The organism is Myceligenerans halotolerans (assembly GCF_054782975.1).
This window is the reverse complement of sequence record NZ_BAAGRL010000063.1, coordinates 44,254-68,593: the sequence shown is the minus strand read 5'-3', so window position 1 is coordinate 68,593 and position 24,340 is coordinate 44,254. Positions and strand designations below refer to the sequence as shown.

The window sequence follows — 24,340 nt, the reverse complement described above, 5'->3', positions numbered from 1 at the left end:
GCCCAGTGATCGCGCCCCGGCCAGGTGCGCATGTTGCCCCTCGACAACGGATCACGAAGGGGATGCCGATCATGCAGGTCACGACACGGCGCAAGCGGTCGCTGCTGGAGCCTGGGGAGTCGCTCTTGTTGCCGAGGTCAGCGCTCGACGTCGCGCTGCGGAGCACGGACTTCGTCAAGGCGACGGGACTGAGCCCGGAGGGGGTGCTTTGCACGCCGCATGTCGCCGCCCCGCTGCCCCGCTACGACGCCGAGGGCTATTTCCCGGCGCGTGACGCGGTCGTTCCTGCGGCGTTGTGGCATCCGCTGTTCTGGCTCCCGCCCGAGGTCGCCGGTCGCTACGTGCTGGAGCTGGACGACGGCGCCACGATGGTCGAGCCCGACGAGATCTGGGCGCTGCGCCTGGTGCTGCAGCTGTCGGTTTCCGGGCTGTACGACGTCGCCTCGGGTACCTGGACCGATGTCCTAGCCGGGCATGGGCTCGATACCGCCGACGATCGCAGTCTGGCTCGTCTACGTCAGTGGCAGTCCGGCCGGAACGACGACGTGCTCGATGGGATCGACCTGACCGGCGCCTTCGACGTTCCCGGTCAGGATCCGCACTGGGCATTGCAGTCCGCGCTGGCGATCATGGACGACGTCGTTCCGGCCGCGACGGCGTTGCTGGCTGATCACCTGATCACAGTCCTGGATCTGGACACCGATCTGACGGCGCAGAGCGTGACCACGGCGCTGCTGCTGGGCGACGCGCTGCTGGCTCAGGACAGCCCGCTGGGGCACGAGTACTGGTCCCGCCAGATGCGCACACTCGACGCGACAGACCCAAGCTCGAGTACAGCGGTACGGCACGTGGCCGAGACGGTGCGTGAAGACTTGTACCGGGTGCGCGAGGCGCTGTGGCCCCACCTGGCGGCCCTCGAGGCGTTCGGGCGGGAACCGGAACCGCCGCCGTCGGCCTGACCCGCACCAACGCCCGCGTCCCTCTTGGTGCGGCCTCACCAAGAGGGACGGCCGCCGCTCAGGGGCACGAGTCAGGCGTCCGGATCCCGGCCCTTGGTGAGGCCTGCACCACAGATGTGCGGCTCCCTACGCCGCAGCAGTAGCGCCGTCCTCGCCCCCATGCGTCGTCCGGGCGCGTGCCCGTACCGCGGCGCTGGCACGCTCACGCAGCACCTCACCCCACGCGTCGGCGACCGCCTCCGACAGCGCCGGCCAGTCGTATCCGGCGCCCGGGCCCTCGCCCGCACGGTCCGCAGCATCGAACCCGCGAAAGTCCTCGATGTCCACGCCGCACAGGTCCGCGGCCGCGGCCCCGTCGGCCTCCTGGCCGTCCTCGTCCAGCGCGAACCGCTGCCGCTGCACCGCTGCCTGCTCAAGGCCCGCCCAGTGCCGCTCAAACTCGCCGTCGGCAAGGTCAGCCAGGACCTCACGCACGCCCGCACGCGCTGCCTCACGCGAGAGCACATACTCCTCGCGAATGTTCACCGGCGCCGCACGCTCGACCAGCTCTTCGACCTCATCGACGTCGGGCCGCAGCACATCCCCAAGCCGGATCGGCGGCTCCGAACGTGACGACGTCGCGAACTGCCCACCGGCCGCATCGGGAGAACCCGCCGGCCGGCGCACCTGATCCACAGATCCCATACCCCGGTGGAGTGCGGCACCACCGCCACCTTCACTCGCCGATTGTCAACGAGAAATTTATTCAGCACCTAAGAACTCCCAGTGCCATGCTTCCGGCTTGGACCCCCCAGCCTGCGCCCAGGGCGGGTGCACCCACCCGAACCCGCCCGCATGCTGCCGCATCCATTGGTGCTGCGGCGACCCGAACCGATTGACGCCCCCACCCAGGTCCAGCGCCGTGCCCCAACCGTGGTTCGACGTGCCCGGCGCCGCAGCCAGGTACCCCTTCGCCGCCCTGACCGCCACCTGCTGCTCGAACGACCGGTACGAGTCCGTGACCACCAGATCGCTCCCGAACGCCGCCCGGAACGCCTCGTTGAGTTCCTCCGCGGCGCTCGCGGCGTCGCAGCGGGCGTACTGGCCAGGCGCGAAGGACAGCTCGCACAGTTCGCCGAGCGGGATGCGGCCGTTCTCGTGCCCACCCCAGCTGCCGGCAGCTTCTTGGGCCCTCGGATCGTCGGCAGACTCCTGGTCCCCGCAGGACGCCTCACCGGCCTCCAGCGCGACGCCCCACCGTTCGGGCTCGGCCTCGACGACGGCGTCAGGGCCGAGTATCGCTGCCACGATCTGTACGGCATGTTCGTAGTGCTCGTGGTAGTTGCGTCCGTCTTCGAAGACGGAGCGCTGCACCGATTGCGCCACGAGCCAGGGTTCGACGTCGTACCGTGCCCCGTCTTCGTCGTTCAGGAGTTGGGAGGTGCCGTACAGGCGCAGGCGCGGGCTGGTCAGTGCGTCCAGGAACAGGCCTGTCGCGGTGCGTGGGTCCATCCGTTCGGCCAGGGTTCCCCACGATGTGCGCTGTTGGAACACGCCACGTGAGTCCGGTCCGGCCTGGTCACCGTGGTCCAGCGCTCGCAGTCCGGACTCGGTCAGTCCGGTCATGATCGCGATGACGGCGTCCTGCGCAGGCAGGCCGCGCTCAGTGACGACGTCGAGCACGGTCTCGGCGACGTCGCCCTGTTCGGTGCTCAGCCCTGGAGCGGTCTCCACGGTGTCGAAGCACGCTTGCGCCACGAGGTGGCCGCCGGTCTCCGCGTCTGGATTGAGCAGCACCGTCGCGGCCTGCACGGCGAGCGCGACGGTCACGACGGGCACGGCCACCGCCGCAACCAGGAATGCCGCCCCGACCGCAGCAACCGCTCTGGTGGCGCGCCGCCCTGCCGGTGACCGGACTGCCGCGCCCGTGAGCGCGCCCGCGATCCGCCCGGCCAGCGGCGAGCCAGCGGCGGTCCCGATCGCGGTCGCGGCTTTCTCGGCGCCGTGGGCCATGAGCCGCTGCGTGGCGCCGGGCGGTGCCGGCTCCTCAGCCATCGTCCGGTCGGGGCTCGGTGTGTTCGACCAGCCGCTCCAGGAGGTCGGCCTGGGCGATCTGATTGAGGCCGGCGACGGTTCCCGGGTCCTCGAAGGCGACCGCGGGCAGGTCGTCGAGCCGGTAGGTCTCGCAGATCTGGCGGACGGTCCATCGCCGGCCGGGTCCAAGCGACATCCGCAGCCGGGCAACGCGTGCGCGGTCGGCGGGGTCGGGCAGGTGGTGCGCGTAGTAGGTCATTTGCGTCGCGCGGATCACGGTGCGCGCGACCAGGGGCGCCAGGTCGCGCGGCCGTTCGGATTCCAGGGCCCGGGTGAACGCCTCATGGCGGGCGCGCCACTGCTCGCGCTCTCGTCGGGCATTCGCGGCGCCGATGAGTCGCGGCCCGACCGGCTCCGGGTTCTCCTGCTCCCATGCCGTGGTTCGTTCCTGAGCCCACTGGGGCCATCGGGCCGCATACGCGATGCGGACCCGGGCAATGACAGCGTCCGGAACAGGCACGGTGGCCCAGAAGCGCACGTGCTGTTCGAACGAGCGCGGGATGGGCGGGTACTCGAATGTTGCGTCCGCGTTGTACTCCGCGTCGGTGACCGGTTCCAGGTCGACGTCGGCATCGAGCCGGGTCACCGACGCGTACCGCCCCCCTGTGCTGTTCGGGGCGCCGGCAGGGTGCCGCACCGGTTCGAGCGGGCCGGCCGCGGCGCTCATGTCTCACCTCCGGTGGTCCGTCGGGGGTCGGTGTTCACCCCGCGCACGGTCCGCGCCCCCGGGGGCCTCGCAGCACGCACACCCGGCCGCTCGCCGGCGCCTTGGGCGGCTGCGGTGGTCGCTCGGCGCGCCGCGCGTACCCAGACGTCGGGTCCAGGCTGGCGCCTACCGGTCTCGTTCATGGCCTGCGTATCGCGGCGCCGCTCGGCCGCGGCGCGTTGTTCTGCCAGCGCCTTGGCCGATCGCGCGGCCTCGTGCTGCTGGACTGCCTGCCGCTGCGCGATGGCCGTGCGTCGCAGGTGGCGCCCGCCCCAGACCGCGGCGACCACCGGTGCGGCCAGGCCGCCGGTGGCGATCACAAGGCTGCCCGCGCCGGCCGCCCTGGCGACTCCCGGGGCGCGTGCGACCAGCGTCCGTGCCACGCCGTTCTTCCCGAGCTCGGACCCCAGCCGTGCCCGGCGCGAGCGCAGCCCTTCGGCGTACCGGCCGAGCACAGTGTCCTTCGCGCCACGCACCTCGGCCGCCTGCTTGCGCTCGGCCCTTGCGCTCCTGCGGGCAGTGATCCGCTCCACGCGTGCCCTTGCCCATGCCTGTCGCATCCCGCGGGCTGGAGTCTTGCTGGTCGAGCCCGGCTCGAGCGTCGGGCTGGTCGAGCTGGGCTCGAGCGTCGGGCTGGTCGCGGTCCTCGAGGGCTTCGGGGTCTGCCAGGTGCGGGCACCGGGTCGGTCCTCGGGCCGGGTGACAGGCCGGGTTTCGGGCGCAGAGCGCGCCGTGGCTGCTACGGCGCCTCCGGCGGCGACGCCGGCTCCTGCGCCGAGGATCGCTCCGGAGCGACGTCGTGCCCCGCTTTGCAGGCCGAGGCGCGCTGCGGTGCCGCGCATCACCGATCGCGTCACTCGGGTGCGTGCTCTGCGCGCCAGCGCCGCTCCGCGGCGCTGCCACCGGTCCATGACCTGCGCGCCGAGCGCTCCGCCCAGCGCACCGCTGGCCGCAGACCGGGCCCACAACTGCCCGCCTTGCAGGGTCAGGGGGCTTGGCAGGCGCAGCACCTTGGTGAACACCAGGTGGACGACCACGAGTCCGACGGCCGGCGCGAAGCCGGTCCAGATCATCGAGACCATCGATCCGCCCCCGAACAAGCCGCGTCCAGCCGTGACCATCAGAGAGGTCACGAGCGTGACGAACCCGAGGATGAGCTGCAGTCCGAGGACGAACAGCGCCAGGCTCAGCAGCACCATCAGGTAGCGGCCGGCGACGTTGCGCCGCCCGGGCAGCAACCCGACCAGCGGTGCGAACATCGCGGCGATGATCATGACGACCATCGAGACCTTGGCCACGATCACCGCGACAGCCAGCAGGCCGAACACGATCAGCACGATCAAGCTCGCCAGCAGGAACGCCCACACCATCGCCAGCGAGGACGTCACCCCACCGCCGGTGTGCCCGTGCAAGGTCAGCAGGTAGTTGCGGACTCTCGGATCGTTCGCGTCGGCATTGATGGCTTCGGCGTCCGGCCACTCGAAGGACGTGCGACTGTCAGCGAAACGCTGACCACCGGTATCCACGAACCACGCGGCGTCCTGCCACCACTGCTCGCAGTCGCGGATCGTGCCCGACGGCGTCCTGCCGCCCCCGGCACGCTCCCACCCTTCGGCGAGCCTCCATCCGCTGCTCGTCTGCCGGCACTGCGCCCAAGCGATCAGTGTGCGGTCTTCCTGCTCGTTCATGGCCGTGTGCCAGGCCAGGGACTGCTCGTTCGCTCCGCGTGCGCCGGTGATGGCCACCTGCTCGGCGGGCGGTACGCCGGCGCGCTGCTCCAGCAGCCGGCAGTAAACCTGGTCGCCGTAAGGGTTCTCGGCTCCGAACTGGGAGGTGGCCCACACCTCCAAGCCGGTCGCTTCCCACATGCCCGACATCACCAGCGGGACCGAGCCGGCCATCTGATCGGTGAGCGACCCGGAGCGGTAGGTGTCCTTCAAGGCCGCGACGTAGCTGGCGCAGGACATCGCCCCCGTGGCCTGCTCGTGGCTGTACCCGGCGCCGGTGTCGGCCACGCTCAGCGCGGCAGCAGGAGCAGACGCAACGGCGCCGACCAGGTCATTGGTGGTGGTCACGATCCAGCCCGGGGAGAACGTCCCGGGCTCGAACTGACCGCCGGTGGTCGTAGAGCGCTGAGCACCGGCGACCATCACCGCCAGCAGCCCGATCGCGACCGTGGTCCGCGCCAGCGTTGCGGCCGCCTGGCGTCCGCTACCGGTACGACGCGCCCGCCACAACAGGCCGACCAGGCTCACCACCACCAGGACGAGCAACAGGCCCGAGGACGCCAGCGCGCGACCGATTCCCGCGGCAAGGCGGTCGACTTCCTGGCCGGCGGAGTCCAGGATGTCGAACTCGATCGCAGCCGACGTCACGCCGGTTGCACCCGACCACATCGAATTGCCCAGCGACAGCAGCACCGGATAAGTCGCGTTGCGCTGGACCCGCTCGGTCAACTCGAAGGTACCGAGGCGGCCGTGCAGCTCGTTGGTCTGATCACTCCACCGGTTGACCGGCAACAGCGCGGGATCCCCCGCCTCACCGGGTGCCTGCGCGGCAGCCGACATCGCCTGCTCGACCGCGCGGGGCTCGGTGGTCGCCGCGGCAGCAGGGCCGGCGAACACCAGCAGAAGCACGATCACGAGCCGCCCGATCCGGGCAGCGACACGGCCTCCCGCCCGCGTGGTACCGCCGCCCGGGCGGGTCATCGCTGTCCCCTGCCGGTCCGGCGGGCCGGGACGGGCTCGAGGTTCGGTGTGCAGGCCGTGCGAAGAAGCGAGAGCTCCCACTGATCCGGATCGATCCGGCGCCCGCAGAGGAAGAACTTCCCCGCGTCGGACCTGCCCCGGTCCAGCAACGCCTGGTAGGTCCGGTGGCGCAGCCCGGTGCGAACCCGCATCTCCACCAGCACCAGGGCGGCCACGACAACCAGCGGCAGCATCAGCACGGCGAACTCCCCCAGCACCGGCAACAGGACCAGCATCGCCACGAGGCCGGGAAGGGCCGCTACCAATGCGACGACTAGAGGCCGCTGGCGTGCTTCCAGGCCGAACACGACCACGCTCCGGTTGGCATCGGCGTCCCGCCCGGTCAGTGACGTGAGGGTGTAGAGGTTGTGCACGGCCGCAAGCCCCCTTTCAGACCGCGTCCAGCAGGTTCACGAACGCGTTCACCAGGGCATCGACGATCCACAGCAGGCGCGGCAGCAGAACGTTGGGGCCGGCCATGATCGCTCCGATGATGAGCGCGACGACCAGCCCGGCGTTCCTGCCACCGCCACCGCGACGGCGCCGCTGCCAGATCCACCCGATGACGCTCACCACCACCAGCGCCACCCCCAGCACGCTCACCAAGTCCGCAACGCGTCCCATCCCGGACGCACTGATGATCGACCCCCACAGCACGCTCCAGCTGCCGTCCAGATCGATCGGTTCCGCTGCCCACACCACGCGCAAGACCGCACGCATGACCATGTCTGCTCCCGGCATGTCGCCACCCCTTTCACGTGCACTCGTCGCTCCTGGCCGGGGACGGCTGGCACGGCTTGCGTACCTGGCGCGTCACCCTCGAACCGGTGAAGTGCGGCGCACACCGCACTTGCGCGGGACGGTGGGCTTCAGGTGGCCTTGGCGGTCGCGGAGCGCACTGCCGACTGGAACAGGACCTCGGCGTACTGCGGCTTGGAACGCAGCAGGTCGCAGACGCGGTCGCGCGCGCCCTCATCGATCTGCCCGAACGGCGCGAACAGCCCTTCGACCGCATCCTCGTCGCCGTCACCGGAGTCCCACTCGGCCACGACAGCCAGGACGCCGCCTGCATCCGCGACCCGCGTCCTGGCGCGGCGCGCCGCCGCAGCGCTCAGCGAGCCGGGCACGACGTCGGGTACCTGCGACACCGAGGCGAGGATGGACCAGGCCCGAGCCCGGAGAATCTTCTTGTCCGTGAGCTCCCCGGACAGGACTGCCGCCGCGGGCGTACCCGGGTCCACCGCGAACCCGCCGTCGTGATCCACGCGGTCGGCGAGGGTCTCGCCGAGCGTGCGGGCGGACTCGTCCCTGGTCTGGGCGTCGAGTGAATAGGTGCGTACCGACGCCAGCTCAACGAAGTTCACTGACGGGCGATGCCGGCGGTCATGCCAATCGGCCCGGATCTGCGCGGCGAGCTCGTCCGCCTCGGCGCCCGACAGGCGGTAGCCGCGCTCGCGCTCGATCTCCTCACGCCGACGCAGGAAGATCCCCATCGCCTTGCGGTCCTCGGCCCGCAACCTGCCCCGCGCGGCGATCCCGACCGTGCCGAACGCGACCTGGCTGACATACGGTCGGGTGAGCACGGTGCCTGGCTTGCGCTGCTTGTTGCGCAGCACATGTTCGATCGTGTCCTGCACCAGGTCGTCCTCGCCGACGAACTTCAGATCGGCACGAAACGCGTGACGCCGTACCGCCGTACGGGCGGCGGCGTACAGCGCCGGCCCCTCCAGCGGAACCTGCGACTCGTCCCGCGGCTCCTCGGCGAACTGTCCCCCGGAGGAGTCCGGAGCTCCCCGCGGCCGACGCGAACGGAGGGATTCGTCGATGCTCATGCACCGGTGTTGTGCGGCGCCTGCAACGGCACCCCCGGCGCCACTCCGCATGGCACACTATTTCATCGGAGAGGCCGGTGTCGCCCGAACGAGTGTCCCGCCGCAGCCAGGCGTGAGGCGGCAGGCCTTCACCGCCGCCGTGGTCACCTGCCAGCGACCACACCCAGGGCATCCGGCGATCGTGGCCGTACTGCCCGGTCGGACACGCAGTAGCGCGAGCGCGCCCGCGTGGCGGTTCAGGAGATCGACCTGTCCCTGGTCGAGCTCGATCCTCCCGGCAGCCCCCCGGACGCGGGAGACCACCTCGGCCCAGCGTTCGGCACCGACCGTGTGCATGACCGCCAGCGCGAGCGCGGCGACCGCGACGATGTCGGGAATGCCCTCTGGGGTGGTGAATCTCTTGCGCGGCACTCCCTGGTGGATGTGCGGGGGCGCGGTCAGGTGTTCGAGGTGTCGACCTCGCCCAGGTTCTCCGCGGCGCGCATGCGGTCCACCATGGCGATGATGAGCTGCAGGCTCTCTTCTGACAGGCCTTCGGCGCGCAAGGCGAACGCTTCGACACCCTTGTCCGCCAGGGCCTTCTCCAGCCGTGCCGTTCGCGCCAGAGGGGTCGCCTCGGCGTCGGCGATGAAGTACTCACGCGCCACGCCGAAGTACTTCGCGAGCCCGTCCAGAACGGCCCAGGATGGCGTGGACTTCGTTCCCTTGCGCAGCTGACTCACGTAGGCGCGCTGGATCGGGTGCCCGTGCGCCGTCATCCAGTCCGCGACTTCGGCAGAGGTGACCTTCCGGCCGCGCTTGATCTGCTCGGCGTCGAAGAGCTCGGTCAGCCGGGTATGGAACAGTTCGTCGAGGGACTCACCTTCGTCACCTGCGGTATCGCGAGCTTGCGTGTCCTGCCGGTCCTCCATGTTCGTATTCTGGCAGATCACCTATCTGGACGCATGTCCAACTGGTGCAACTCCTGGTTCACTTGGGTGCGTGCGGGCTCTGCAGTCGCGCCTCCGCGAGACGGACGTAGGTCTCCTCAATCTCCACGGAGATCGAGGAGATGCCTGCCTCGGCGCACGCGGCGGCGACGACGCCCGAGCCGGCGAACGGATCCAGGACGACCATGCCGGGGACCGCCACCAGGTCCACGAGCCAGCGCGCGAGTGCCATCGGCTTGACGGTGGGATGCGTGACCCCGCCGACCACCAGTTTCTCCGAGCCGCGTGGCTTGGCTGCGTATCTCAAAGCTGGCGTGAATCTCGTGGCATCGCCCCGGCCCCGCCGGTCGGCGGACTGCGCTGCCAGGTCCGCCACGACGCACGACTGGTGACACGCGGCCGGGGTGCAGGCCGGGTGATGCATCGTCACGAGGTTCGGCGGGTGCCGGTCGCCGTCTTGGGCCTGGATCTTCACCGCGTCGGTGTGCAGCACGCCCGCGTCATGAGCGAGGACGTTCTGCGCGATGGTTCCCTCCACGGGCCGGCGCGCTACGAGGATCGGTTCCTGTGCGGGCTTGAGCGCGGTCGACCAGCCTTCCCAGCGCTCGGACTCCGCGCTCCCTGGCCGTGTCACCGCCGTCGAGCGTGCTCCAACCCGCCATCCCGCCGGGGAGACGTACTCGCCGGTCTGCGAGTGCAGCCTGCGCGCCCGGACCGGATCGTCGGGGCCGTTCGGCCTGTCGTTGCCGAGGTGGTTGTCGATCAGGCGCGATACGTCGCGCGCCTTGGCCATCGCGCCGCCGTAGGTCCAGGCCAGGATCTGGTCGGTGATCTCGAAGCCGGCCAGTCGCAGAGACAGGCCCATGATGTCGGCCGTGCGTGGCGCGGCGAAGACCAGGGCGTAGCCGCCTGGTTTCAGTACCCGCAGCACCTGCTCCCACAGTGCGGGCGGCGGCACGAACCGGTCCCAGGCGTGTCCGCCGACGCCCGAACCTCCCGGAACGTAGTCCGGCGCACCCGAGGCCCAGCGACGCACGGTCCGGGCGAATTTCTGCCCGCGTTCGCGCGCCAGGCCGTATGGCGGGTCGGTGATGGCCGCATGCACCGACTGATCAGGCAGGTCGCGCAGGACCTGCGCCGCGTCGCCGTGCCATAGCACGGTCACGCCGTCGTCGATGATCTTCTCGGCCATGTCGGGGTGAAGTGCGGTGCTGCTGAGCGGGCGACTCACTCCTGATCCGCAGCGCGGCGAGCTCTGTCGGTGAGCTGGCCACAGCGTCGCGGGGCCGAGTGCGCACCGTTCGCGATCGGGATGTCACTCAGCAGGGCAGGCGCACACCTTCCTGTAGCAGAGGCCATTCACAGCTCCTGCGACGTGAGGTGTCACAGGCACGGGTGCGAACTGGCCTTCCTCGGGCGGAAGCCCGGCCGACGGAAGGACTCTCTCGTGGATCTGTTCAGCGCGTTCCTCGCGATGGGACGCTATGCCCGCAGCTGGGGTGCCTCGCAGGAGCGCGACGTGGGGTTGGCGCGCCTCGTGAGGTCGCTCGAGCACTTGGCGGTGGCGGTCATGCTCTGGTTAACGGCCTGTTTGATCCTGCTGCTCGCTGTGTTCGCGTGGATCGGACCGGACGTCCGTGGCGACCTGGTGGACTTCGTGTACGCCGTCCGCGGGCAGCCAAGTGCCTAGTTCATGCGGCCCGCGCTCTGATCTCGGCGGCGTTGGTGCTGGTCCGTTTCAGGAACTCGCCGGGGATCGTGACCTCGACAGGAACGGCGCGGCTGGCCAGGTCGGCGTAGATCCACAGGCTTCCGCGGCGGACCTGTCGAGTTCCGCGGTCGATGAGGGCGCGCATCGAGTTCCAGTTCGGTGCCTCCGAGGCGCCGGAGCCGAGCGTCGCAGCGGCGGTGATGCGGGCGAGACGTTCCGGGGTCGGTTCCAGTTCGAACAGCTCGCACGCGGCACGGGCCTCGTCGGGGTCCTTGATCGGTCCGATGAAGCCGCGGGAGATGTAGCCGCGCAGTTCGGCGTTCAGGGCGTCGGTGACACGCTGGGTGAACAGCATCGGGAACACGCGCTGTTGCCGCGCCACGCGTCCGAGTCTGTCGGTCTCGCTGCGGCCTGCGGACAGGAAGACCCACGCCTCATCCAGCATCAGCACGCCGTCGCGTCCGCCGAGCGCCATGGCGGAGCCGAACACCATCATCCGTACCACTGCTGCGGCGATCCGTTGCGGAAGTGGAACGGTCGTCGCGCCCGGTGTGGGCAGGTCGAGGTGCCCGTCGCCGACCTTGATCAGTGTGATCCCTTCGGCAACGCGCAGACCTTCGGTTGCGGGTTCGACCCCGAACATCGAGCGGAACATCGGCGAGGCCTTCGCGACGCGGAACGCCGCGGCGACCATGTCCGCCGGCGCCTCGCCGTCCGCTTCCGCGATACGCAGTGCCTCACCCGTGCACTGTGCGCCGTGGGTGACCCCGTGGTGCAGGGCGTACTGCAAAGTCGCCTCGTACTCCTCGGCTCGTGATCCCCAGGGGTTGACCGTCATCAGCATCGCGGCGGCGAGCTCGACCCCCACGGCTGGGTTGGCGGCGAATCGGATGGGGTCGAACACGCCGTCGGAACGCACCAGCTCGTCCAGTGATGCGACCTGCGCGTCCGGGAACGCGGCCGACAGATCGCTGCCGGTCTTGGGGTCGACCACGACGACGGGGGTGCGCTCCCCCAGGGCGGTACGCTGGTGCGCGAGCTGGTTGGCGAGCCAGGCCATGAACAGGGACTTGCCGCCGCCGGTCTGGGAGACCGCGATGCCGATCGGGAGGCTGTCGGCATCGGTGGCCGCCATCGGATCCAGCCATGCCGCCTGCCGGTCGTGCTCGGTGAATCCGACCAGGGCTCCGGTTGCGTCTCCTACGGTGGACAGGGCAGGCAGGCCGGAGGCGGCGATCGTCTGGGCCGGGAGGTCTTGCAGGTGCGGGTTCGCGCGCACCGGTGAGCAGAGCATCGTCTCGGCGAGCGCGGCCCGCTGGCGGTAGTGCATCGGCAGGAGGTCCGCGGTCGTCCAGCGTCCGATCTCGCTCATGTCCGGGACCGACCCGTTGAACCCGACCACCGCGCTGGTCTCCACGAGGGTCGGTGGCGGTCCGGGCAGCGCGTATGCGCCTTCGACGTCGGTGAGTGCCTGTTCGTGGTCGACCTGTTCGGCGCGGTCCAGCTTTCCGGCCTGTGCGCTCTCGGTGATGTCCTCCAGGTAGCGGCGGCGCTGTCGGCGCAGTTCGGCCCGGGTGACGGTGGCCGGCTCGACCTTCGCGCGGATCGAGACCACCAGTGCGCCGTGCGTGACCAATTCCGAGACCCACCGTCCGCGAGGATCGGTGGCCGCGATGAAGGGCAGGTCCAGGTCGGACACGGCCGCGAAGGTGACCGTGTGATGCCCGTCGATCCCGGACAGGTCGGCGTCTGGTCCTGCGACCTGAGCTTCGCGTGCCGCCGCCGATGTCGCGAAGATGTGCAGACAGTCCGGTTGGCTGAGCATCGGCACGTCCGGAACGCCACCTTCGTTCCACCAGGCCGAGGCGAGCCGGACCTCCTCGCCGGTCGGGGTGCGCAGGCCGCATCGAGCCAGCAGAGCCGCCATCTCCCGGTGATCCTGCTCGTAGTCCGACAAGGGTGTCCCGCCTGCGACGAGCGTCTCGGTGACCGAGTCGATCGCACGCCGCAGCCCGCCGCCACCGCCCACCGACGCCTTGAGCTGGACTCCGAACAGCACGACCCGCCGGTAGGTCGCCGTGCTCGGAAACTGCTCCTCCAGGAGACGGGCCTGCGGATGATCCCGGGGTGGCACCCACCGTTGTGGCAGGTTCACCAGCAGGGCGTGCACTTGCCGGTAGGTATGCCGTGCCTGGGCGCGTCGCGCCCAACGCACGGGTGTCGCAGCGGCGAGCTCGTCCAGCACCGCCATCATCGGCTCCGCGGTCTCCAGCGCTTCGCCTGCGGTGCGCGCCTCGGTGACCGGCGCCAACGGCACCGATCGGTAGAGCCACAGGCTCCCGTCCGTTCCCTGGAGACGTCCGTCCCCGAGCCGGGCACGGATCGCGGTCGGCCAGTCGGGCTCAGCGGCAAGACGCTCGGCGGGGGCCGCGCTGCGCCGCTTCACGTTCCGCCACCGTGCGGGGTGTTGGCCTCGTCAGGCGGGTCATGGGTGATCGCGTTCTGGTAGGGCCTGAGATTTCGGCCTGCCCCGGGCGCGCCCCACGCGACGACCCGAGGCGACGCACTGTCCGGATCGGCGATGAGCACGTCGTAGGACACCAGCGCCCGCGGCCCGGATTCGTCCGTCCCCGAGTCGTCCGTCTCCGAATCGCCCGCCGCGGGCTCCTCCTGAGCGGCCCATGCGAGGGTGAGGTCGACCTGGACCAGCAGCGGCTCCCCGTCACCGTTCTCGCTGGGGGCGGCCGCGGCGTGCACGTCATGGGTCGCCGAGGCGACGCCCCGCATCGGCAGGTAGTAGTGCTCGCTGGCCGGATCACCGACCACGAGGCGCAGCCGGTCCGGGTCTCCCGACGTGAACGCGTCCACCCAGGCGGCGATCGCGGCGTCGGCCGAGTCGCCCGGCTCGACGGGCTCGACGCCGGTCCATGCGTCCGAGGCGGCCAGGTTCCGAGAGCTCGCCGCGGCCGGCTCCAGCCCGAGCCTGCCCACCACGGCCTGACTTCCATCGGGCCAGGAGGCCACCAGGACGACGGCGACCAGCACACCGACGTCGCTGCGCACGACGACGCGATGGACGATCAAGCGGGCATCAGCCAGCACTGGATCGCGATCGGCGGCGGCTTCAGGGTCCCGCCTGGGGAGTTCTTCGGCCGATTCCCAGGCCACGACCTGCCCGCCGGGTACCGGTGCCGAATCAGCGTTCAGCCAGTCCTCGACCGCCATGACGGCCGCAGTCCGCCCTTCCTGGACCGGGGCGGCAGTCTGCTGGTCGTTCCGGCCCAGCACGTCCCGCAGGTTCGCCGAGGTCACGAACAGTGCCAGTCCCACGAGGGGAAACAGACACAGAGCGCACACGATCACTGCGCGATACCAGCGCTGCCGTCGCCGCAGCACGCGTGTCGGGGCGACGCCGGCTCGTGGCACCTCCAGCGGCTCGTCGGCCTCGTCGCGCAACTGCTGGGCCGACTCCACCCACGCGTTCGACAGTCCGGTCGTCATGGCTTGCGTCCCAGCGCGGCAACGGCGGTGAGCTCCTGGATCACGGCATCCTGGATGGAGTCGATCCCCCGAGCCAGCACGATCGCCGCCTTCGCGTCGGAGGGCGGCGCGGTCCGCGGCAGGTCGGCGCCGTGGCGCACGAGAAGCGACCACATGCCCCGGATGCGTCGTCGGCCCAGTTCCGCCACGGCCAGCGCCCCACCGAGCGGGTCCAAGGCCGCCGCGTCGCGGACGGCGACCACGTCATGCACGCCTCGTAGCGCCGAGCCGTCATCGGTCATGACCGCGACGGTCAGGTCGGCAAGGTCCGCCTCCACGCCGAGTAATTCGGCCAGGCGTGCCCGGTGCTCAGCCGGGGCCTCGCCGAGCTCTTTCGCCTTGGCGGCGACCCGGCGAATCAGCGCGCGGTCCTTGCCCCGGCGATTCCGGGCCCGGGTGGGGGCGGGCGTGTCGGTTCCGGTGGCGCGGGCCGCCGTGGCCGGTTCGTCGGTCGAAGCGCTCGGCGGCGCCTGGGCAGCGCCCTGCTCGACCCGCACACCAGCGTCGTCGCGTTCAATCGCAGTGTCGTACCGCTCGTGGCTCTCGATGCTCATGCATGCCTCCCTGGCCTCGATGCGGAACATGCGCGCCGTGGTTCAGCGCGCTCGTCAGGCAGGTCCCAGGTCCTTGATGTGCCGCAGAACGCGAAATCGCTTCGCGTTGGCGCCCTCGCCGCTGGCCTCCATCTCCTTCCAGATCAGGACTCGATGGCCCTTGAGGGTGCGCACCAGTTCTGCCATCGAACGCCCCTCGGGCGTGTCGGTGCGGTCGGTGCGGATCGCTTCGGTCTGCCCGTCGCGGTTACGGAACTGCACGACCAATCGGGTCGAGGTCGGCTCGATCCGGCCGCCCAGGATCGTCCCGGGGAACGGCTTGCCCGCACGCCAGAATCCGTCCAGGGCTCGCGCAACCGTGCTGGACGGCGAGAGCATCTCGGTGATCGTCAGCGCCTGAGCACGCACCCGGGCGGCCCAAGCAACCTGGTCATTGCCGACCGGCCCGGCCGACTGCGCGGCCGCCAGGATGATCGCAGTACGCATCTGGTCCGACATCGTCATCGTGAACCTCCGCCAGGTCAGGCCGCAGCCTGGCCACCGTCGTCGGACACGCCGCCGCCGGTGGCCAGGATGAGCGCGTCGATGTCGAGCGCAGGGCCCTCGTCGTACAGGCCGATAGCAGTCGTCGCCACAGCGACGATGAAGTTCCGGGTGCGTGTACCCCACTCGCTCCATGCCTCGTGGTCACCGCCGAACGGCATGGGGATCAGGTCCAGGGACGTGCGCAGCGCGCCGCGCAGGCGGGTGTTGACGCCCTCCTGCCAGTCGCGCGAGCCGTGCGTGACGGTCTCCTGCGCGTCGAGCACGACCTTGGCCAGGACGCCGGTGGTCAGCCGCAGCGTCGCCGGGCCGAGCTTCTGCCCGGCCGCGTGCAGCTGCTCCGCGGCGAGGGTGGTCAGGCCGAACACGGCCGTGGCGGCGTAGGAGTTCAGGGAAAGGTGCCCGTCGATCTCGGCGCCGTCATACGGCTTGGCCTCACGCCAGGGAGTGGTGCTCATGATGTCCTCCGCGTCGGGTGCGTTGTCAGAGGTCAGATGTGCGGCACTAGCCGTTGGCGGGCCGATCGTCGGGATGCCGAGCACGACGGCGGCCGGCGCACCGCCCTTGCGGTCGGTCATGTTCTCGCGCTGGGCTGCCGGGCAGGCGTTCACGAGCGGGCACCAGCCGCACAGAGGCGACGTGTGCGTGGCGAACGCGCGGGTCGCGACCGACTCTTGGAGCGCCTCCCACGACGTGCGGAACCCGCGCACCGCCTTGGTGATCGCGCGGTCCGCGAGGGAGACGCGGCGCTTCTTGCCGTGCTCGATGTAGTAGAGGAACCCGAGCTTCGGCTTCTTCCCGGTCAGTTCACGCACCGCGGCGGCGTACAGCTTGATCTGGTCGCCGTGATCGTCGCCGAACCGCGGGTTGGGGCGCGAACGGTCACGGCCGGTCTTGTAATCGACGATCCCGAGCTCGCCGTCGACGTCGTCGACGCGGTCGATGATCCCCTTGAACGGGATGCCGCCGATCTCCACGCCGTCGAGCAGCATCTCGGTCGCGTGGACGACGACGCCGGCCGGGTCCTCGATCGTGAACACCCCCTCGTAGGCGCGGGTGATCGCCGCGATCCAGCGCGTGTAGCGCACAGCGTCGGCGCCCAGAGCCTGGGCGTAGTCGACGGCCATCTCGTCGGGCGGCTCCTGGCGAGCCATGTCCGTCAGGATCGCGGCGGCGTGGACGCGGTCGCGCAGCTGCGGCCGCAGCGCGTAGAGGCGCTCGAGGACCAGGTGGGCGGCCGTGCCCTTCTCGGTCGGGCTGAACAGGTCGAACGACGACGGCAGAGCGCGGTCGGCGACCATCCGGGCGGGGCACGAGTGCATCGCCTTGGCGGTGCTGGCCGACAGGTACGGGCGGTCGAGCCGGGCCAGGAGCTCGTCGTCGGACACGACAAGGTCGTCGCCGTGCCAGGCGACCTGGTCGCCGAGGAACAGCAGCTCGGTCGAACCCTCGGGCGTCATCGAAACCCCTGCCCCTCGATCCGCAAGGCCGCCGGACGGCGGCTTCCGGCGCAGATGTGCGGCGCGAGCAGCCGCTGTCAGTCCGGACGGCGCGGGAGACCGAAGTCGAGGGTGCTGGTCCAGATCTCATCCGGGATCCGGTACTCGTGCCAGCCGCCCCGGGCGGACGCCTGCCAGAACAGGATCTGGAACATCGTGTCCGTGATCGCCGCGATCACCGCCTCGTTGCCCGACCAGCCACCAGTAACCAGTTCCACGGAGACGACCGGCCGTTGCCAGTCCTCGGCGGGCGTCTGCTTCAGAGTCCCGTACGTGAAGTTCCAGAGCCCGTGCACACGGTCGAGGAACTCCTTCGGGGACCCGCGAAAGGTCTGGAGGCTGTCCAGGGCGTGGTCCGTCGGGTAGACGTCGTAGGTCAGCATGGTCGGCGGATGTGCGGCGGCCGTCGCCCGGCACACTGATTCATCCCACGTACTCGAAGTGCCACGGCTCGTACGGCCCGCTCCCGCCCGGCAGAGCCCACGCGGGGTTGATCCAACCGAAGGCAGCGCCGTTCGCCGCGAGCCACGACCGCGCCGGTTCGGGCACGTCGATCGCGATGCCGAGGCCGTGGTTCGACGTGCCAGGCGGTGCCGCGAACCCGGGCCGCTCGGCGGCCACGGCGTACTGCTCGGCCAGCGAGCGGTAGGAATCGGTGAGGTGGACGGTTGGCATGCCCGCCTCGGCGGCAGCGTTCAGCGCGGCGGCCGCGTCGCAGCGCAGCCGATCGCCCGGCGACCAAGGGATCGGGCAGAGCAGCTCAGCGGGAATCCGGCCGTTCGGATACGTCGTCACAGTTCTTGGCCGCGGCGGGGCCTCTGCCGGCTTGGACATCGGCATGCTTCCCTTCCTCGGACGTGCGGGCTCGGGCGCCGGATTGACGTGGACGACGGCGCTTTCGACATCGAGTCGCACGGACTCCGGAACTCGGACGACGTCGCGTCCCGGGGCAGCAAGGTCGTCGTCCGGAAGCCGGGCCTCGATCGACCGCATGCTGAAAGGAGCAGCCACTGCCGCTGTCGGCAAGAGCGCGACCACCGCCGAGACAACCGCCGCCGCACACGCGCTGCGGGTCCTCACGACTCCTCCGGCGCGAGCTCGCCGTCCGGCGTCACGGCCACGCGCTCGCGCAGGTCACCGGTCAGGCCGAGCGCCGCGGCGTCGGCGTCACCAACGGCTGACGCGATGAGAGGGGGTATCTCGTTCCGCGGATCGTCGAACTCCATGCACCTCGGATGTGCGGAAGCCCCCACACGCGGCGTCAGATCACCGGCCTCATGCCCTCGTCGTACTCGCCGTACCCGTTCTCCTTGACGGCGCGCTGGCGCCCGTACTGACCCATCTCGAATCGGTAGGCGCCCACCGGCACGAGTTCCCCCGCGGTGAGGTGCCTGGTGCTGAGCCACGCCACCGAGGACGCGTCCCACGCGTAGAAGGAGGAGATCGCCCGGTCCTCACCCGAGTCGGAGTCGTTGTGAACCCCGTCGACGGCGGCGACACCGCGCGTCGTCAGCCAGACCCCGTCGACGCCGTCGTCCCGCATCGCTGCCCAGCCGAACCGGCCGTACTCGTCAGGCGGTGCCGGATACTGCTCGGCGAGGCGCTGCGCGTCGTCGGCTGTGTCGATGCGTACGACGACGCCGCCCGGCTTGAGCATGAGGGGAACCAACTGCGTGGCCATCTCGCCGTAGCCGTCGCCCGCAACCCAGTCGGACCACGCTGACCATGCTTCTCCTCCGACGCGGCGGCCAGGCGCGGACCACAGGGCTCCCGACGGCTTGTCCGAGCCGAGGCTCCGGCCGATCAGCATCGACCGATCCGGGCGATCATCCAGACGAAACTCACCGTCGGGAACGTGCCGCGGTCGGTGGTAGGTGACCGGCATCGACCCGTGCCCGTGCGCGGGAATCCCTGCGCTCGCAAGACGCGCGATCAGCACGCTGTCGTCTGACGACGTCAGCGACGTGCCGGACTCGGACCGCGGCACGACGGCGAACTGGCCGCCGTCCGGCGCACCGGCGGCACAGCGCGGCTGAGCGCTCATGCGCCGATGAAGTGCGGGTGCGGGTTACGCGATCAACAACTCGTCCCCCACCGCGCGCAGCCCCAGGATCCGTACGACCCGCGATGGGATCTCGTCAACATCCAGGCACCACTCGCGCGACCAGTCGAGACGCTCGGCGAGGTCGGCGTAGACGACATCGCTCAGACTCGCACGGAAGTGTCGTTCCGGTGTGTGGCCGATGCCGGCGGCTGCGGTCAGCGTGGCCACGATCTGCCGCGTGAGATCAGGCGGATTGGAGTCGCTGCCCCGGGAGATCGCGATCGGTCGTTCATCGGCACCGACGACGAGCACCCACGCGCAGCCACGGCCATCCCGCTGTCCGCCGACGGCCGCAACCGGCACCAGCTCGGCCGGGAGCTCCGGGAACCAACTCACGCCCGAGGGCAGCTCGACACCGTCGGATACGGGACGGCTGGCGGTCCAGAATCCCCAGGTTGACCAGGTCACGCCTACAACCTTTCCTGCGAAGACATGCCCGGTCTCCGTCGTGTAGGGAATGCGCCGAGGTCCCGGCCGCTGACGCTGCGACACGACAGGCTTACGAAGCCCTCGCGTCACTTGGCGCACCTCGGCACCCGGCCCTGCGCTCCCATCTGCCACAGGGCCGTCACACCCTCGACCGGGCCGCCGGGCTCGGTCCGGTATCCCGAAGATCCCGTCAGGAATCTGTTGCTGGTCCATGGCGCCCCCGTCCACAAGCGGGTGAAGTGCGGCCGACTGCATTCACAGCGACGGTTGCACGCGTATGCGGAGCTCCAACTCCCCCACGGGCACTGCTGGACCCAGAGACGTGCAAGCCCCTTCGCACCCTCGGACCTCGAAAGGTCATTCTCTTGAGCCGCGAGCTGGCTGCAGCCTGGCGAAACTGGCATAAAGGCATCAACCTCTCACATGGCGGTAGCCTGACCTGCATGGATCCGTTCGGTGCCGTGACCGCCATAGTTTCCGCTGTCGCATCCATTGCAGCCGTCGCTGCGGGAATCAGTCAGATTACGGCGCGAGCCAGGTATCGGCACAGATCGGCGATTGCCCGAGAGATGGCTACCGCCGAGACAAGCAAACATCGAAGGAGTGATCTAGAGCGCATCACAATCGAGGCAGACGCGATCGTAGTGGGACGACTCTGTGTTTCATCTGGATGGTTCCTCCTGCCACTCCCGATCGCATTATTCGCGGGATACAGCGGCTACGTGACTCTTCCTGGGACATCCGGACCTCTTGATATCAGGGTGTTTGGGCTCGGCATCATCACGCTCACTCTCGCCATAATGATGACAATGAGTCTCAAGGTCGCCGCCGGAGCTGTGCTGGTCCGTCGAAGAATCCAATGTGACTACCTGATCGACAAACAAACCAGGGCCTCTGTGCACATCAGCCCATTCGACCTCTCCCACGCTGCGGACTCATATTTCACGCCGATATTGCTATACGCCATCTCGATCTCCGTCGCGGCAACATTTCTGGGCGGAATTATCGGAGCACAGGACAGTATGCTATTGGGAATCCCCGGACGTGACCTTGACACGGAATGGCCGGGGTTGGTCGCACACGGCGGATTCACAGCCACCCTCGCCGCGTGGTTCGGCATGACAACCATGCTCATGATCAAACATCCCTTGAAGTACTCACCCAGCCATGGAGTAAACCAAGGGGGTGTTGAGGAACCTCAAGGAAATGAGGAATCCATGCCGCTCCAAGACAAGGAGGACTCGAACGTTCTAACGTAGCCCCTCTCGGAGCTCTTCAGATATTTTCGCGACCAACACGGCATAAATTGTCAACTCGGCGCTCCCTGCCGTGGTCATGCCATCAGCGTCCAGATCGTTGAGCGACCTGGCCCGAATGCCATGCACATCCCTCATCCCGTAGAGAAGCTCCCTGACTTGCGACGACCCGTAAGCCAAGACCGGCACCTCGATTTCGATTGGCATTTCCTGGCGCGCATCGTATTCATTTCTTAAGCGGTCTAGCATTTCGACACCGCTACTCGAATCGTCGACGGTCTCCTTCACCGATCGCAGATTACGATTGGCCCATGTGAGAAGACGTTCGTAGGCCTCGGCACGTTTCTCCCAAATCCGATCGTCGGCAGCCATCTGCCGCTGCGTTGCGAGGGCTTCACGCTGTGCCGCGAGTGCCCGGGAGGTGTTCCAGGCACTGACTCCTTGGGCTACCAGCGCTACGAGCACCGCTCCGAGCGCGATCCAGTTCGCCGCCCCAAGGTCCAGAGGGTTCGGGTTCACGCTCCAGAGCGTGCCGCAGCGAGGGGCGTTTGACCAAGGCGCCCCCTACAAGCTGCGCCATTTCGGATCGTGGGAGGTGATCGTAGCCTCAGGCCTGGATCGCTTCCTCAATCGCGGTTCCCTCCCATTCTTCCGCCGGCAGGCACACCACCTGTACCGGCGTCCCGTGCAGCCGCAGCGTGCGGGTCGGCAGTCCGCGATGCCGGATCGCCTTTACCGAGAGTGCCTGGACCAGGGCTCTGGGACCTCCGGGGTAGCGCAGTGCGTTCGCGGCCGCCGCGTGGTTGATCGCGATCACGCTGGTCCCGTCGGACAGTTCCTTGTCGAGTTGCCCGATCAGTGGCCGGTTCGGCGTCTCGTCCGGGTCGAGGCTCACCTCCCGCGCCGCGACGGCCGCCCGCAGCATCGACATGGCCCGCTGGTACGGGGTCGCGTTCCCGCCCATGACCTCCGCCGTGTGGGTCCGGATCGAGGCCATGAGTGCCGTCCCGAACTCCGCGAGCAGTCCGGCGGCTTCGTCGTCGGACACGGCCCCGACGTCCTTGGCGAAGAACATCAGATAGTTGATCCCGACCGTGAGCGACGCGGCGAGTTGCCTGGCCCGATCGGACACGTTGTCCTCGGCGGCCAGGTGCCCCTGGTCCGTCGTCGTCCGGTTCGCCGTGGCCCGGTCGGACTCGACCTGCTCCTTCCACGCCTCGAACCGGCCCGCGGGATCGTCCACGTCCATGTCGTCGATCCCCTCGGCGATCCATCGCACGAACGCCGACGTCACCGGCAGGAACCGCCCGGATTTCGCCCGCCGGGTCAGGGCGTCCAGCCCTGTCCGGTCCTCCCCGAACAGGCTGTTCGGCACCACCGGGATGATCAGCGCCCGGTCCAGCCCGGACTCGGCGAAGTCCCCGCCGGTCGGGATCTCCTCCCCGGTCACCAGCACGAACGGCGCCGCCGAGTCCACGCCCCGCACGATCAGCGTGTCGTGCGCCTTGTCCACTCCCCCACGCACCGCGCCGCCTGACCCATGGGCGCGTCGCAGCAGGGCGTCGAACGCCTTGAGCGCGTTCTTCATCGACTGCGCGTCGGCGTCCGGTTTGAGGTCGTCCACGTGGACGAACACGTGCTGCATTCCGTTGGCCAGCAGGTCCATCCCGGCCGGCCGTGCGTTGAACGTCGCCATCGCCACCCCGGACCCGGGCGCCCACGCGGGATTCAGCGTCGCGGCGATCGCCTGCGCGACGGTCGACTTCCCGGACGCCTTCGGCCCGAAGTACGCCAGCGCCGCGTTCGGCGTCACCCCCAGGAACGACAGCGCCCAGCCGGCCATCGCCACATCCCACGTGAACCGCTGCCCGGGCACGAACAGCTCGCGCGCCATGACGAAGTCGCGCACCCGCTCGCGCACGACGTCGTCGTCCAACTCGGCCGGGTCGGGCAGGTCGATCGCCTGGAAGTCCTTCGCCCCCGGCCGCCCGCGCAGCGTGCGGATCTTCCCCTCCGGTCCGATCGCGCCGCCGCCGTCCATCCAGCGCCACACCGGCTCGTCACAGTCCACGTCGAGGTACCAGCCCATGCGCGGCACCACCGACACGAACGTCCGCTCCGCATCCGCCGCGCGGATCGCGTTGGCCACCTCGTCGTTGGGCCGCGTGTCGCGCGGGATACTCACGCCGATCCCGTTCGGCAGCCGGTCCAGCCACGTGCCGGTCGTGGACAACTCCGCAGACGGCACCTTGACCCGGTGCACCACCGGCAACGGTCGGCCCACCACCGGCACGGCCACCTCCAGCGTGAGTTGCGCGTCCGACGTCGTGCGGTCGTCCTCGGAGACCACCGACTCGATCTCCACGATCCGCGCGGCCGCGTTGAGCAGCACCTCCTCCGGCGGCGTCCGGGCCGACGGCGCAGCTCCCGCGGGCAGCGACGCCCGCCGCACGATCCGGCCGGCGGCCATGTCCACCTCGACCGCGGAGGCCAGCTTCGCCACCTTGTCGGTCCGGCGGCGCGGCTCCCGCCCCAGCCGGTCGGTGGCCTTCGCGATCATCTGCGCGAGCACCGCCGGCCGCAGGGCCGGATCAGCCTGGGACCGTAGCGCGTCGTCGAGCCCGAGCTTCCCGCCACCGGACACGGTCACCATCCGCACCGAGGCGGCCAGGCAGTTCGTCTCCAGATGGCCCTTGAGTCGCCGGGCCGCGTCCCACACGTTGTGGTTGGTGGTCCAGTCCGCGTCGAAGCAGATCGCGACCTCGTCGCCGGGGCGTACCAGTGTGCTCCACTCCTCGAGCGGGACGCCGTCCCGAGAGAAGTTCGCGCATCCCTGGATACCGATCACGGCCCAGTCGCCGGCAACGTTGATCGACGCCGCGATCGTCTGCTTGGTGCCCTCCACGATCAGCTTCTTCGTCGCCGTCTGGACGCGATGTGCCATCGCGTCGGGGACGTTCACGATAGCGCCAGTGCCCTCGGGCTGGAGGTACTTCGGCCCGTCGGGCTTGGGCTGGTCGAGACGGACCTGATGGACCACCGACCCGTCGGGACGCCGCAGCGGGAACACGATCCCGGTCGCCCACGAGTACTTCGCCAGGTCCGCCGGCAGATCCCCCGGCACCACCGCGGAGAAGATCCCCCACGCACGCGCCGTCGCCTCGTCGATCGCCGACTCCGCCAGCCTGTCCGCGTGGTTCGGCGTCAGCGTGCGGCTGGTCGACGACATGGCAGCGGTCCTCCTCCTGCCGGGGCTGGGGGGCGCCTGCCCGATGTGCGGCAGGACGGAAGTCGTACGACGGCGGCTGCGAGGACGGCCAGCGCCTCGGCGGACGACGGCCGTGGGGGGGACGATGTGATGTCGGGCTGGTGTCGGACGGCTACTCCCACGCTTGCTCCTACGGCTCGGCGACCGTCGCATCGCTGCATCTGCCCTGGACAGGGCGTCATTCTCACGC

At 69.7% G+C, this 24,340-nt stretch carries 25 protein-coding genes; 3 read left to right on the top strand and 22 right to left on the bottom strand.

The window, feature by feature from the left end:
* The first annotated feature begins 71 nt into the window (after nt 1-71).
* Nucleotides 72-959 (top strand): hypothetical protein, encoded by an 888-nt coding sequence (locus ACYVK5_RS25550; protein WP_460709048.1) that lies wholly within the window; start codon nt 72-74, stop codon nt 957-959.
* 126 nt (nt 960-1,085) lie between these two features.
* Here ACYVK5_RS25550 and ACYVK5_RS25545 read toward each other — a convergent pair whose 3' ends face one another.
* The 10 genes from ACYVK5_RS25545 to ACYVK5_RS25500 all read right to left on the bottom strand — a co-directional run bounded on the left by ACYVK5_RS25545 (nt 1,086) and on the right by ACYVK5_RS25500 (nt 10,477).
* Nucleotides 1,086-1,643, bottom strand: a complete 558-nt coding sequence (locus ACYVK5_RS25545) for a hypothetical protein (protein ID WP_460709046.1) — start codon at nt 1,641-1,643, stop codon at nt 1,086-1,088.
* Between the two features lie 57 nt (nt 1,644-1,700).
* Nucleotides 1,701-2,993, bottom strand: a complete 1,293-nt coding sequence (locus tag ACYVK5_RS25540) for a M15 family metallopeptidase (protein ID WP_460709044.1) — start codon at nt 2,991-2,993, stop codon at nt 1,701-1,703.
* Nucleotides 2,986-3,699, bottom strand: a complete 714-nt coding sequence (locus ACYVK5_RS25535; RefSeq protein ID WP_460709043.1) for a hypothetical protein — start codon at nt 3,697-3,699, stop codon at nt 2,986-2,988. Before ACYVK5_RS25535 ends, ACYVK5_RS25540 begins: the two co-directional genes overlap by 8 nt.
* Nucleotides 3,696-6,446: a TrbL/VirB6 family protein gene (locus ACYVK5_RS25530; RefSeq protein WP_460709041.1), complete on the bottom strand. Its 2,751-nt coding sequence runs from the start codon at nt 6,444-6,446 to the stop codon at nt 3,696-3,698. The genes ACYVK5_RS25535 and ACYVK5_RS25530 overlap by 4 nt, the downstream gene beginning before the upstream one ends.
* A complete protein-coding gene (locus tag ACYVK5_RS25525; RefSeq protein WP_460709039.1) occupies nt 6,443-6,859 on the bottom strand; it encodes a hypothetical protein in 417 nt (138 codons plus the stop codon). Before ACYVK5_RS25525 ends, ACYVK5_RS25530 begins: the two co-directional genes overlap by 4 nt.
* Nucleotides 6,860-6,875: 16 nt before the next feature.
* Entirely contained in the window at nt 6,876-7,226 is a 351-nt protein-coding gene (locus tag ACYVK5_RS25520; RefSeq protein ID WP_460709037.1) for a hypothetical protein, read from the bottom strand.
* Nucleotides 7,227-7,354: 128 nt separating this feature from the next.
* Complete coding sequence (locus ACYVK5_RS25515) at nt 7,355-8,317, bottom strand: hypothetical protein (protein WP_460709035.1); 963 nt, start codon at nt 8,315-8,317, stop codon at nt 7,355-7,357.
* A gap of 57 nt (nt 8,318-8,374) precedes the next feature.
* Complete coding sequence (locus tag ACYVK5_RS25510) at nt 8,375-8,728, bottom strand: hypothetical protein (RefSeq protein ID WP_460709033.1); 354 nt, start codon at nt 8,726-8,728, stop codon at nt 8,375-8,377.
* Between the two features lie 26 nt (nt 8,729-8,754).
* Nucleotides 8,755-9,228: a hypothetical protein gene (locus ACYVK5_RS25505; RefSeq protein ID WP_460709031.1), complete on the bottom strand. Its 474-nt coding sequence runs from the start codon at nt 9,226-9,228 to the stop codon at nt 8,755-8,757.
* 58 nt (nt 9,229-9,286) lie between these two features.
* A complete protein-coding gene (locus ACYVK5_RS25500; protein ID WP_460709029.1) occupies nt 9,287-10,477 on the bottom strand; it encodes a DNA-methyltransferase in 1,191 nt (396 codons plus the stop codon).
* Between the two features lie 216 nt (nt 10,478-10,693).
* On the opposite strand from ACYVK5_RS25500, the gene ACYVK5_RS25495 reads away from it, so the two are divergent.
* Nucleotides 10,694-10,936, top strand: coding sequence for a hypothetical protein (locus ACYVK5_RS25495; protein ID WP_460709027.1), 243 nt, complete (start codon nt 10,694-10,696; stop codon nt 10,934-10,936).
* Between the two features lies 1 nt (nt 10,937).
* Here ACYVK5_RS25495 and ACYVK5_RS25490 read toward each other — a convergent pair whose 3' ends face one another.
* From ACYVK5_RS25490 to ACYVK5_RS25445, 10 genes are all read right to left on the bottom strand, one after another.
* Complete coding sequence (locus ACYVK5_RS25490; RefSeq protein WP_460709025.1) at nt 10,938-13,403, bottom strand: ATP-binding protein; 2,466 nt, start codon at nt 13,401-13,403, stop codon at nt 10,938-10,940.
* Entirely contained in the window at nt 13,400-14,458 is a 1,059-nt protein-coding gene (locus ACYVK5_RS25485) for a hypothetical protein (protein WP_460709023.1), read from the bottom strand. Before ACYVK5_RS25485 ends, ACYVK5_RS25490 begins: the two co-directional genes overlap by 4 nt.
* Nucleotides 14,455-15,051, bottom strand: a complete 597-nt coding sequence (locus ACYVK5_RS25480) for a hypothetical protein (RefSeq protein WP_460709021.1) — start codon at nt 15,049-15,051, stop codon at nt 14,455-14,457. Before ACYVK5_RS25480 ends, ACYVK5_RS25485 begins: the two co-directional genes overlap by 4 nt.
* Nucleotides 15,052-15,105: 54 nt before the next feature.
* Entirely contained in the window at nt 15,106-15,555 is a 450-nt protein-coding gene (locus ACYVK5_RS25475; RefSeq protein WP_460709019.1) for a hypothetical protein, read from the bottom strand.
* Between the two features lie 17 nt (nt 15,556-15,572).
* On the bottom strand, nt 15,573-17,054 hold the full coding sequence (locus ACYVK5_RS25470) for a RecB family exonuclease (protein WP_460709017.1): 1,482 nt from the start codon (nt 17,052-17,054) through the stop codon (nt 15,573-15,575).
* Nucleotides 17,055-17,131: 77 nt separating this feature from the next.
* Nucleotides 17,132-17,476, bottom strand: a complete 345-nt coding sequence (locus ACYVK5_RS25465) for a hypothetical protein (protein WP_460709015.1) — start codon at nt 17,474-17,476, stop codon at nt 17,132-17,134.
* A 40-nt stretch (nt 17,477-17,516) separates the two neighbouring features.
* Entirely contained in the window at nt 17,517-17,933 is a 417-nt protein-coding gene (locus ACYVK5_RS25460; RefSeq protein WP_460709013.1) for a M15 family metallopeptidase, read from the bottom strand.
* Between the two features lie 236 nt (nt 17,934-18,169).
* Complete coding sequence (locus ACYVK5_RS25455; protein WP_460709011.1) at nt 18,170-18,319, bottom strand: hypothetical protein; 150 nt, start codon at nt 18,317-18,319, stop codon at nt 18,170-18,172.
* A 35-nt stretch (nt 18,320-18,354) separates the two neighbouring features.
* Entirely contained in the window at nt 18,355-19,137 is a 783-nt protein-coding gene (locus tag ACYVK5_RS25450; protein ID WP_460709009.1) for a hypothetical protein, read from the bottom strand.
* Nucleotides 19,138-19,161: 24 nt separating this feature from the next.
* Nucleotides 19,162-19,605 (bottom strand): hypothetical protein, encoded by a 444-nt coding sequence (locus ACYVK5_RS25445; RefSeq protein WP_460709007.1) that lies wholly within the window; start codon nt 19,603-19,605, stop codon nt 19,162-19,164.
* A 464-nt stretch (nt 19,606-20,069) separates the two neighbouring features.
* Here ACYVK5_RS25445 and ACYVK5_RS25440 point away from each other — a divergent pair, with 464 nt between their 5' ends.
* Nucleotides 20,070-20,885 (top strand): hypothetical protein, encoded by an 816-nt coding sequence (locus ACYVK5_RS25440; protein ID WP_460709005.1) that lies wholly within the window; start codon nt 20,070-20,072, stop codon nt 20,883-20,885.
* Here the strand turns inward: ACYVK5_RS25440 and ACYVK5_RS25435 are convergent.
* Complete coding sequence (locus ACYVK5_RS25435; RefSeq protein ID WP_460709003.1) at nt 20,877-21,401, bottom strand: hypothetical protein; 525 nt, start codon at nt 21,399-21,401, stop codon at nt 20,877-20,879. The genes ACYVK5_RS25440 and ACYVK5_RS25435 overlap by 9 nt on opposite strands.
* Nucleotides 21,402-21,489: 88 nt before the next feature.
* Nucleotides 21,490-24,111, bottom strand: coding sequence for a DUF3854 domain-containing protein (locus ACYVK5_RS25430; protein ID WP_460709001.1), 2,622 nt, complete (start codon nt 24,109-24,111; stop codon nt 21,490-21,492).
* Nucleotides 24,112-24,340 lie beyond the last annotated feature (229 nt).

Bases quoted from the DNA above. Each gene is read 5' to 3' on its own strand.
- ACYVK5_RS25515 (WP_460709035.1), bottom strand. From the start codon at position 8,317: ATGAGCATCGACGAATCCCTCCGTTCGCGTCGGCCGCGGGGAGCTCCG.
- ACYVK5_RS25455 (WP_460709011.1), bottom strand. From the start codon at position 18,319: ATGGAGTTCGACGATCCGCGGAACGAGATACCCCCTCTCATCGCGTCA.
- ACYVK5_RS25550 (WP_460709048.1), top strand. From the start codon at position 72: ATGCAGGTCACGACACGGCGCAAGCGGTCGCTGCTGGAGCCTGGGGAG.
- ACYVK5_RS25470 (WP_460709017.1), bottom strand. From the start codon at position 17,054: ATGACGCCCGAGGGTTCGACCGAGCTGCTGTTCCTCGGCGACCAGGTC.
- ACYVK5_RS25460 (WP_460709013.1), bottom strand. From the start codon at position 17,933: ATGCCGATGTCCAAGCCGGCAGAGGCCCCGCCGCGGCCAAGAACTGTG.
- ACYVK5_RS25430 (WP_460709001.1), bottom strand. From the start codon at position 24,111: ATGTCGTCGACCAGCCGCACGCTGACGCCGAACCACGCGGACAGGCTG.
- ACYVK5_RS25475 (WP_460709019.1), bottom strand. From the start codon at position 15,555: ATGACGATGTCGGACCAGATGCGTACTGCGATCATCCTGGCGGCCGCG.
- ACYVK5_RS25485 (WP_460709023.1), bottom strand. From the start codon at position 14,458: ATGACGACCGGACTGTCGAACGCGTGGGTGGAGTCGGCCCAGCAGTTG.
- ACYVK5_RS25505 (WP_460709031.1), bottom strand. From the start codon at position 9,228: ATGGAGGACCGGCAGGACACGCAAGCTCGCGATACCGCAGGTGACGAA.
- ACYVK5_RS25545 (WP_460709046.1), bottom strand. From the start codon at position 1,643: ATGGGATCTGTGGATCAGGTGCGCCGGCCGGCGGGTTCTCCCGATGCG.
- ACYVK5_RS25540 (WP_460709044.1), bottom strand. From the start codon at position 2,993: ATGGCTGAGGAGCCGGCACCGCCCGGCGCCACGCAGCGGCTCATGGCC.
- ACYVK5_RS25520 (WP_460709037.1), bottom strand. From the start codon at position 7,226: ATGCCGGGAGCAGACATGGTCATGCGTGCGGTCTTGCGCGTGGTGTGG.
- ACYVK5_RS25535 (WP_460709043.1), bottom strand. From the start codon at position 3,699: ATGAGCGCCGCGGCCGGCCCGCTCGAACCGGTGCGGCACCCTGCCGGC.
- ACYVK5_RS25480 (WP_460709021.1), bottom strand. From the start codon at position 15,051: ATGAGCATCGAGAGCCACGAGCGGTACGACACTGCGATTGAACGCGAC.
- ACYVK5_RS25450 (WP_460709009.1), bottom strand. From the start codon at position 19,137: ATGAGCGCTCAGCCGCGCTGTGCCGCCGGTGCGCCGGACGGCGGCCAG.
- ACYVK5_RS25530 (WP_460709041.1), bottom strand. From the start codon at position 6,446: ATGACCCGCCCGGGCGGCGGTACCACGCGGGCGGGAGGCCGTGTCGCT.
- ACYVK5_RS25465 (WP_460709015.1), bottom strand. From the start codon at position 17,476: ATGCTGACCTACGACGTCTACCCGACGGACCACGCCCTGGACAGCCTC.
- ACYVK5_RS25440 (WP_460709005.1), top strand. From the start codon at position 20,070: ATGGATCCGTTCGGTGCCGTGACCGCCATAGTTTCCGCTGTCGCATCC.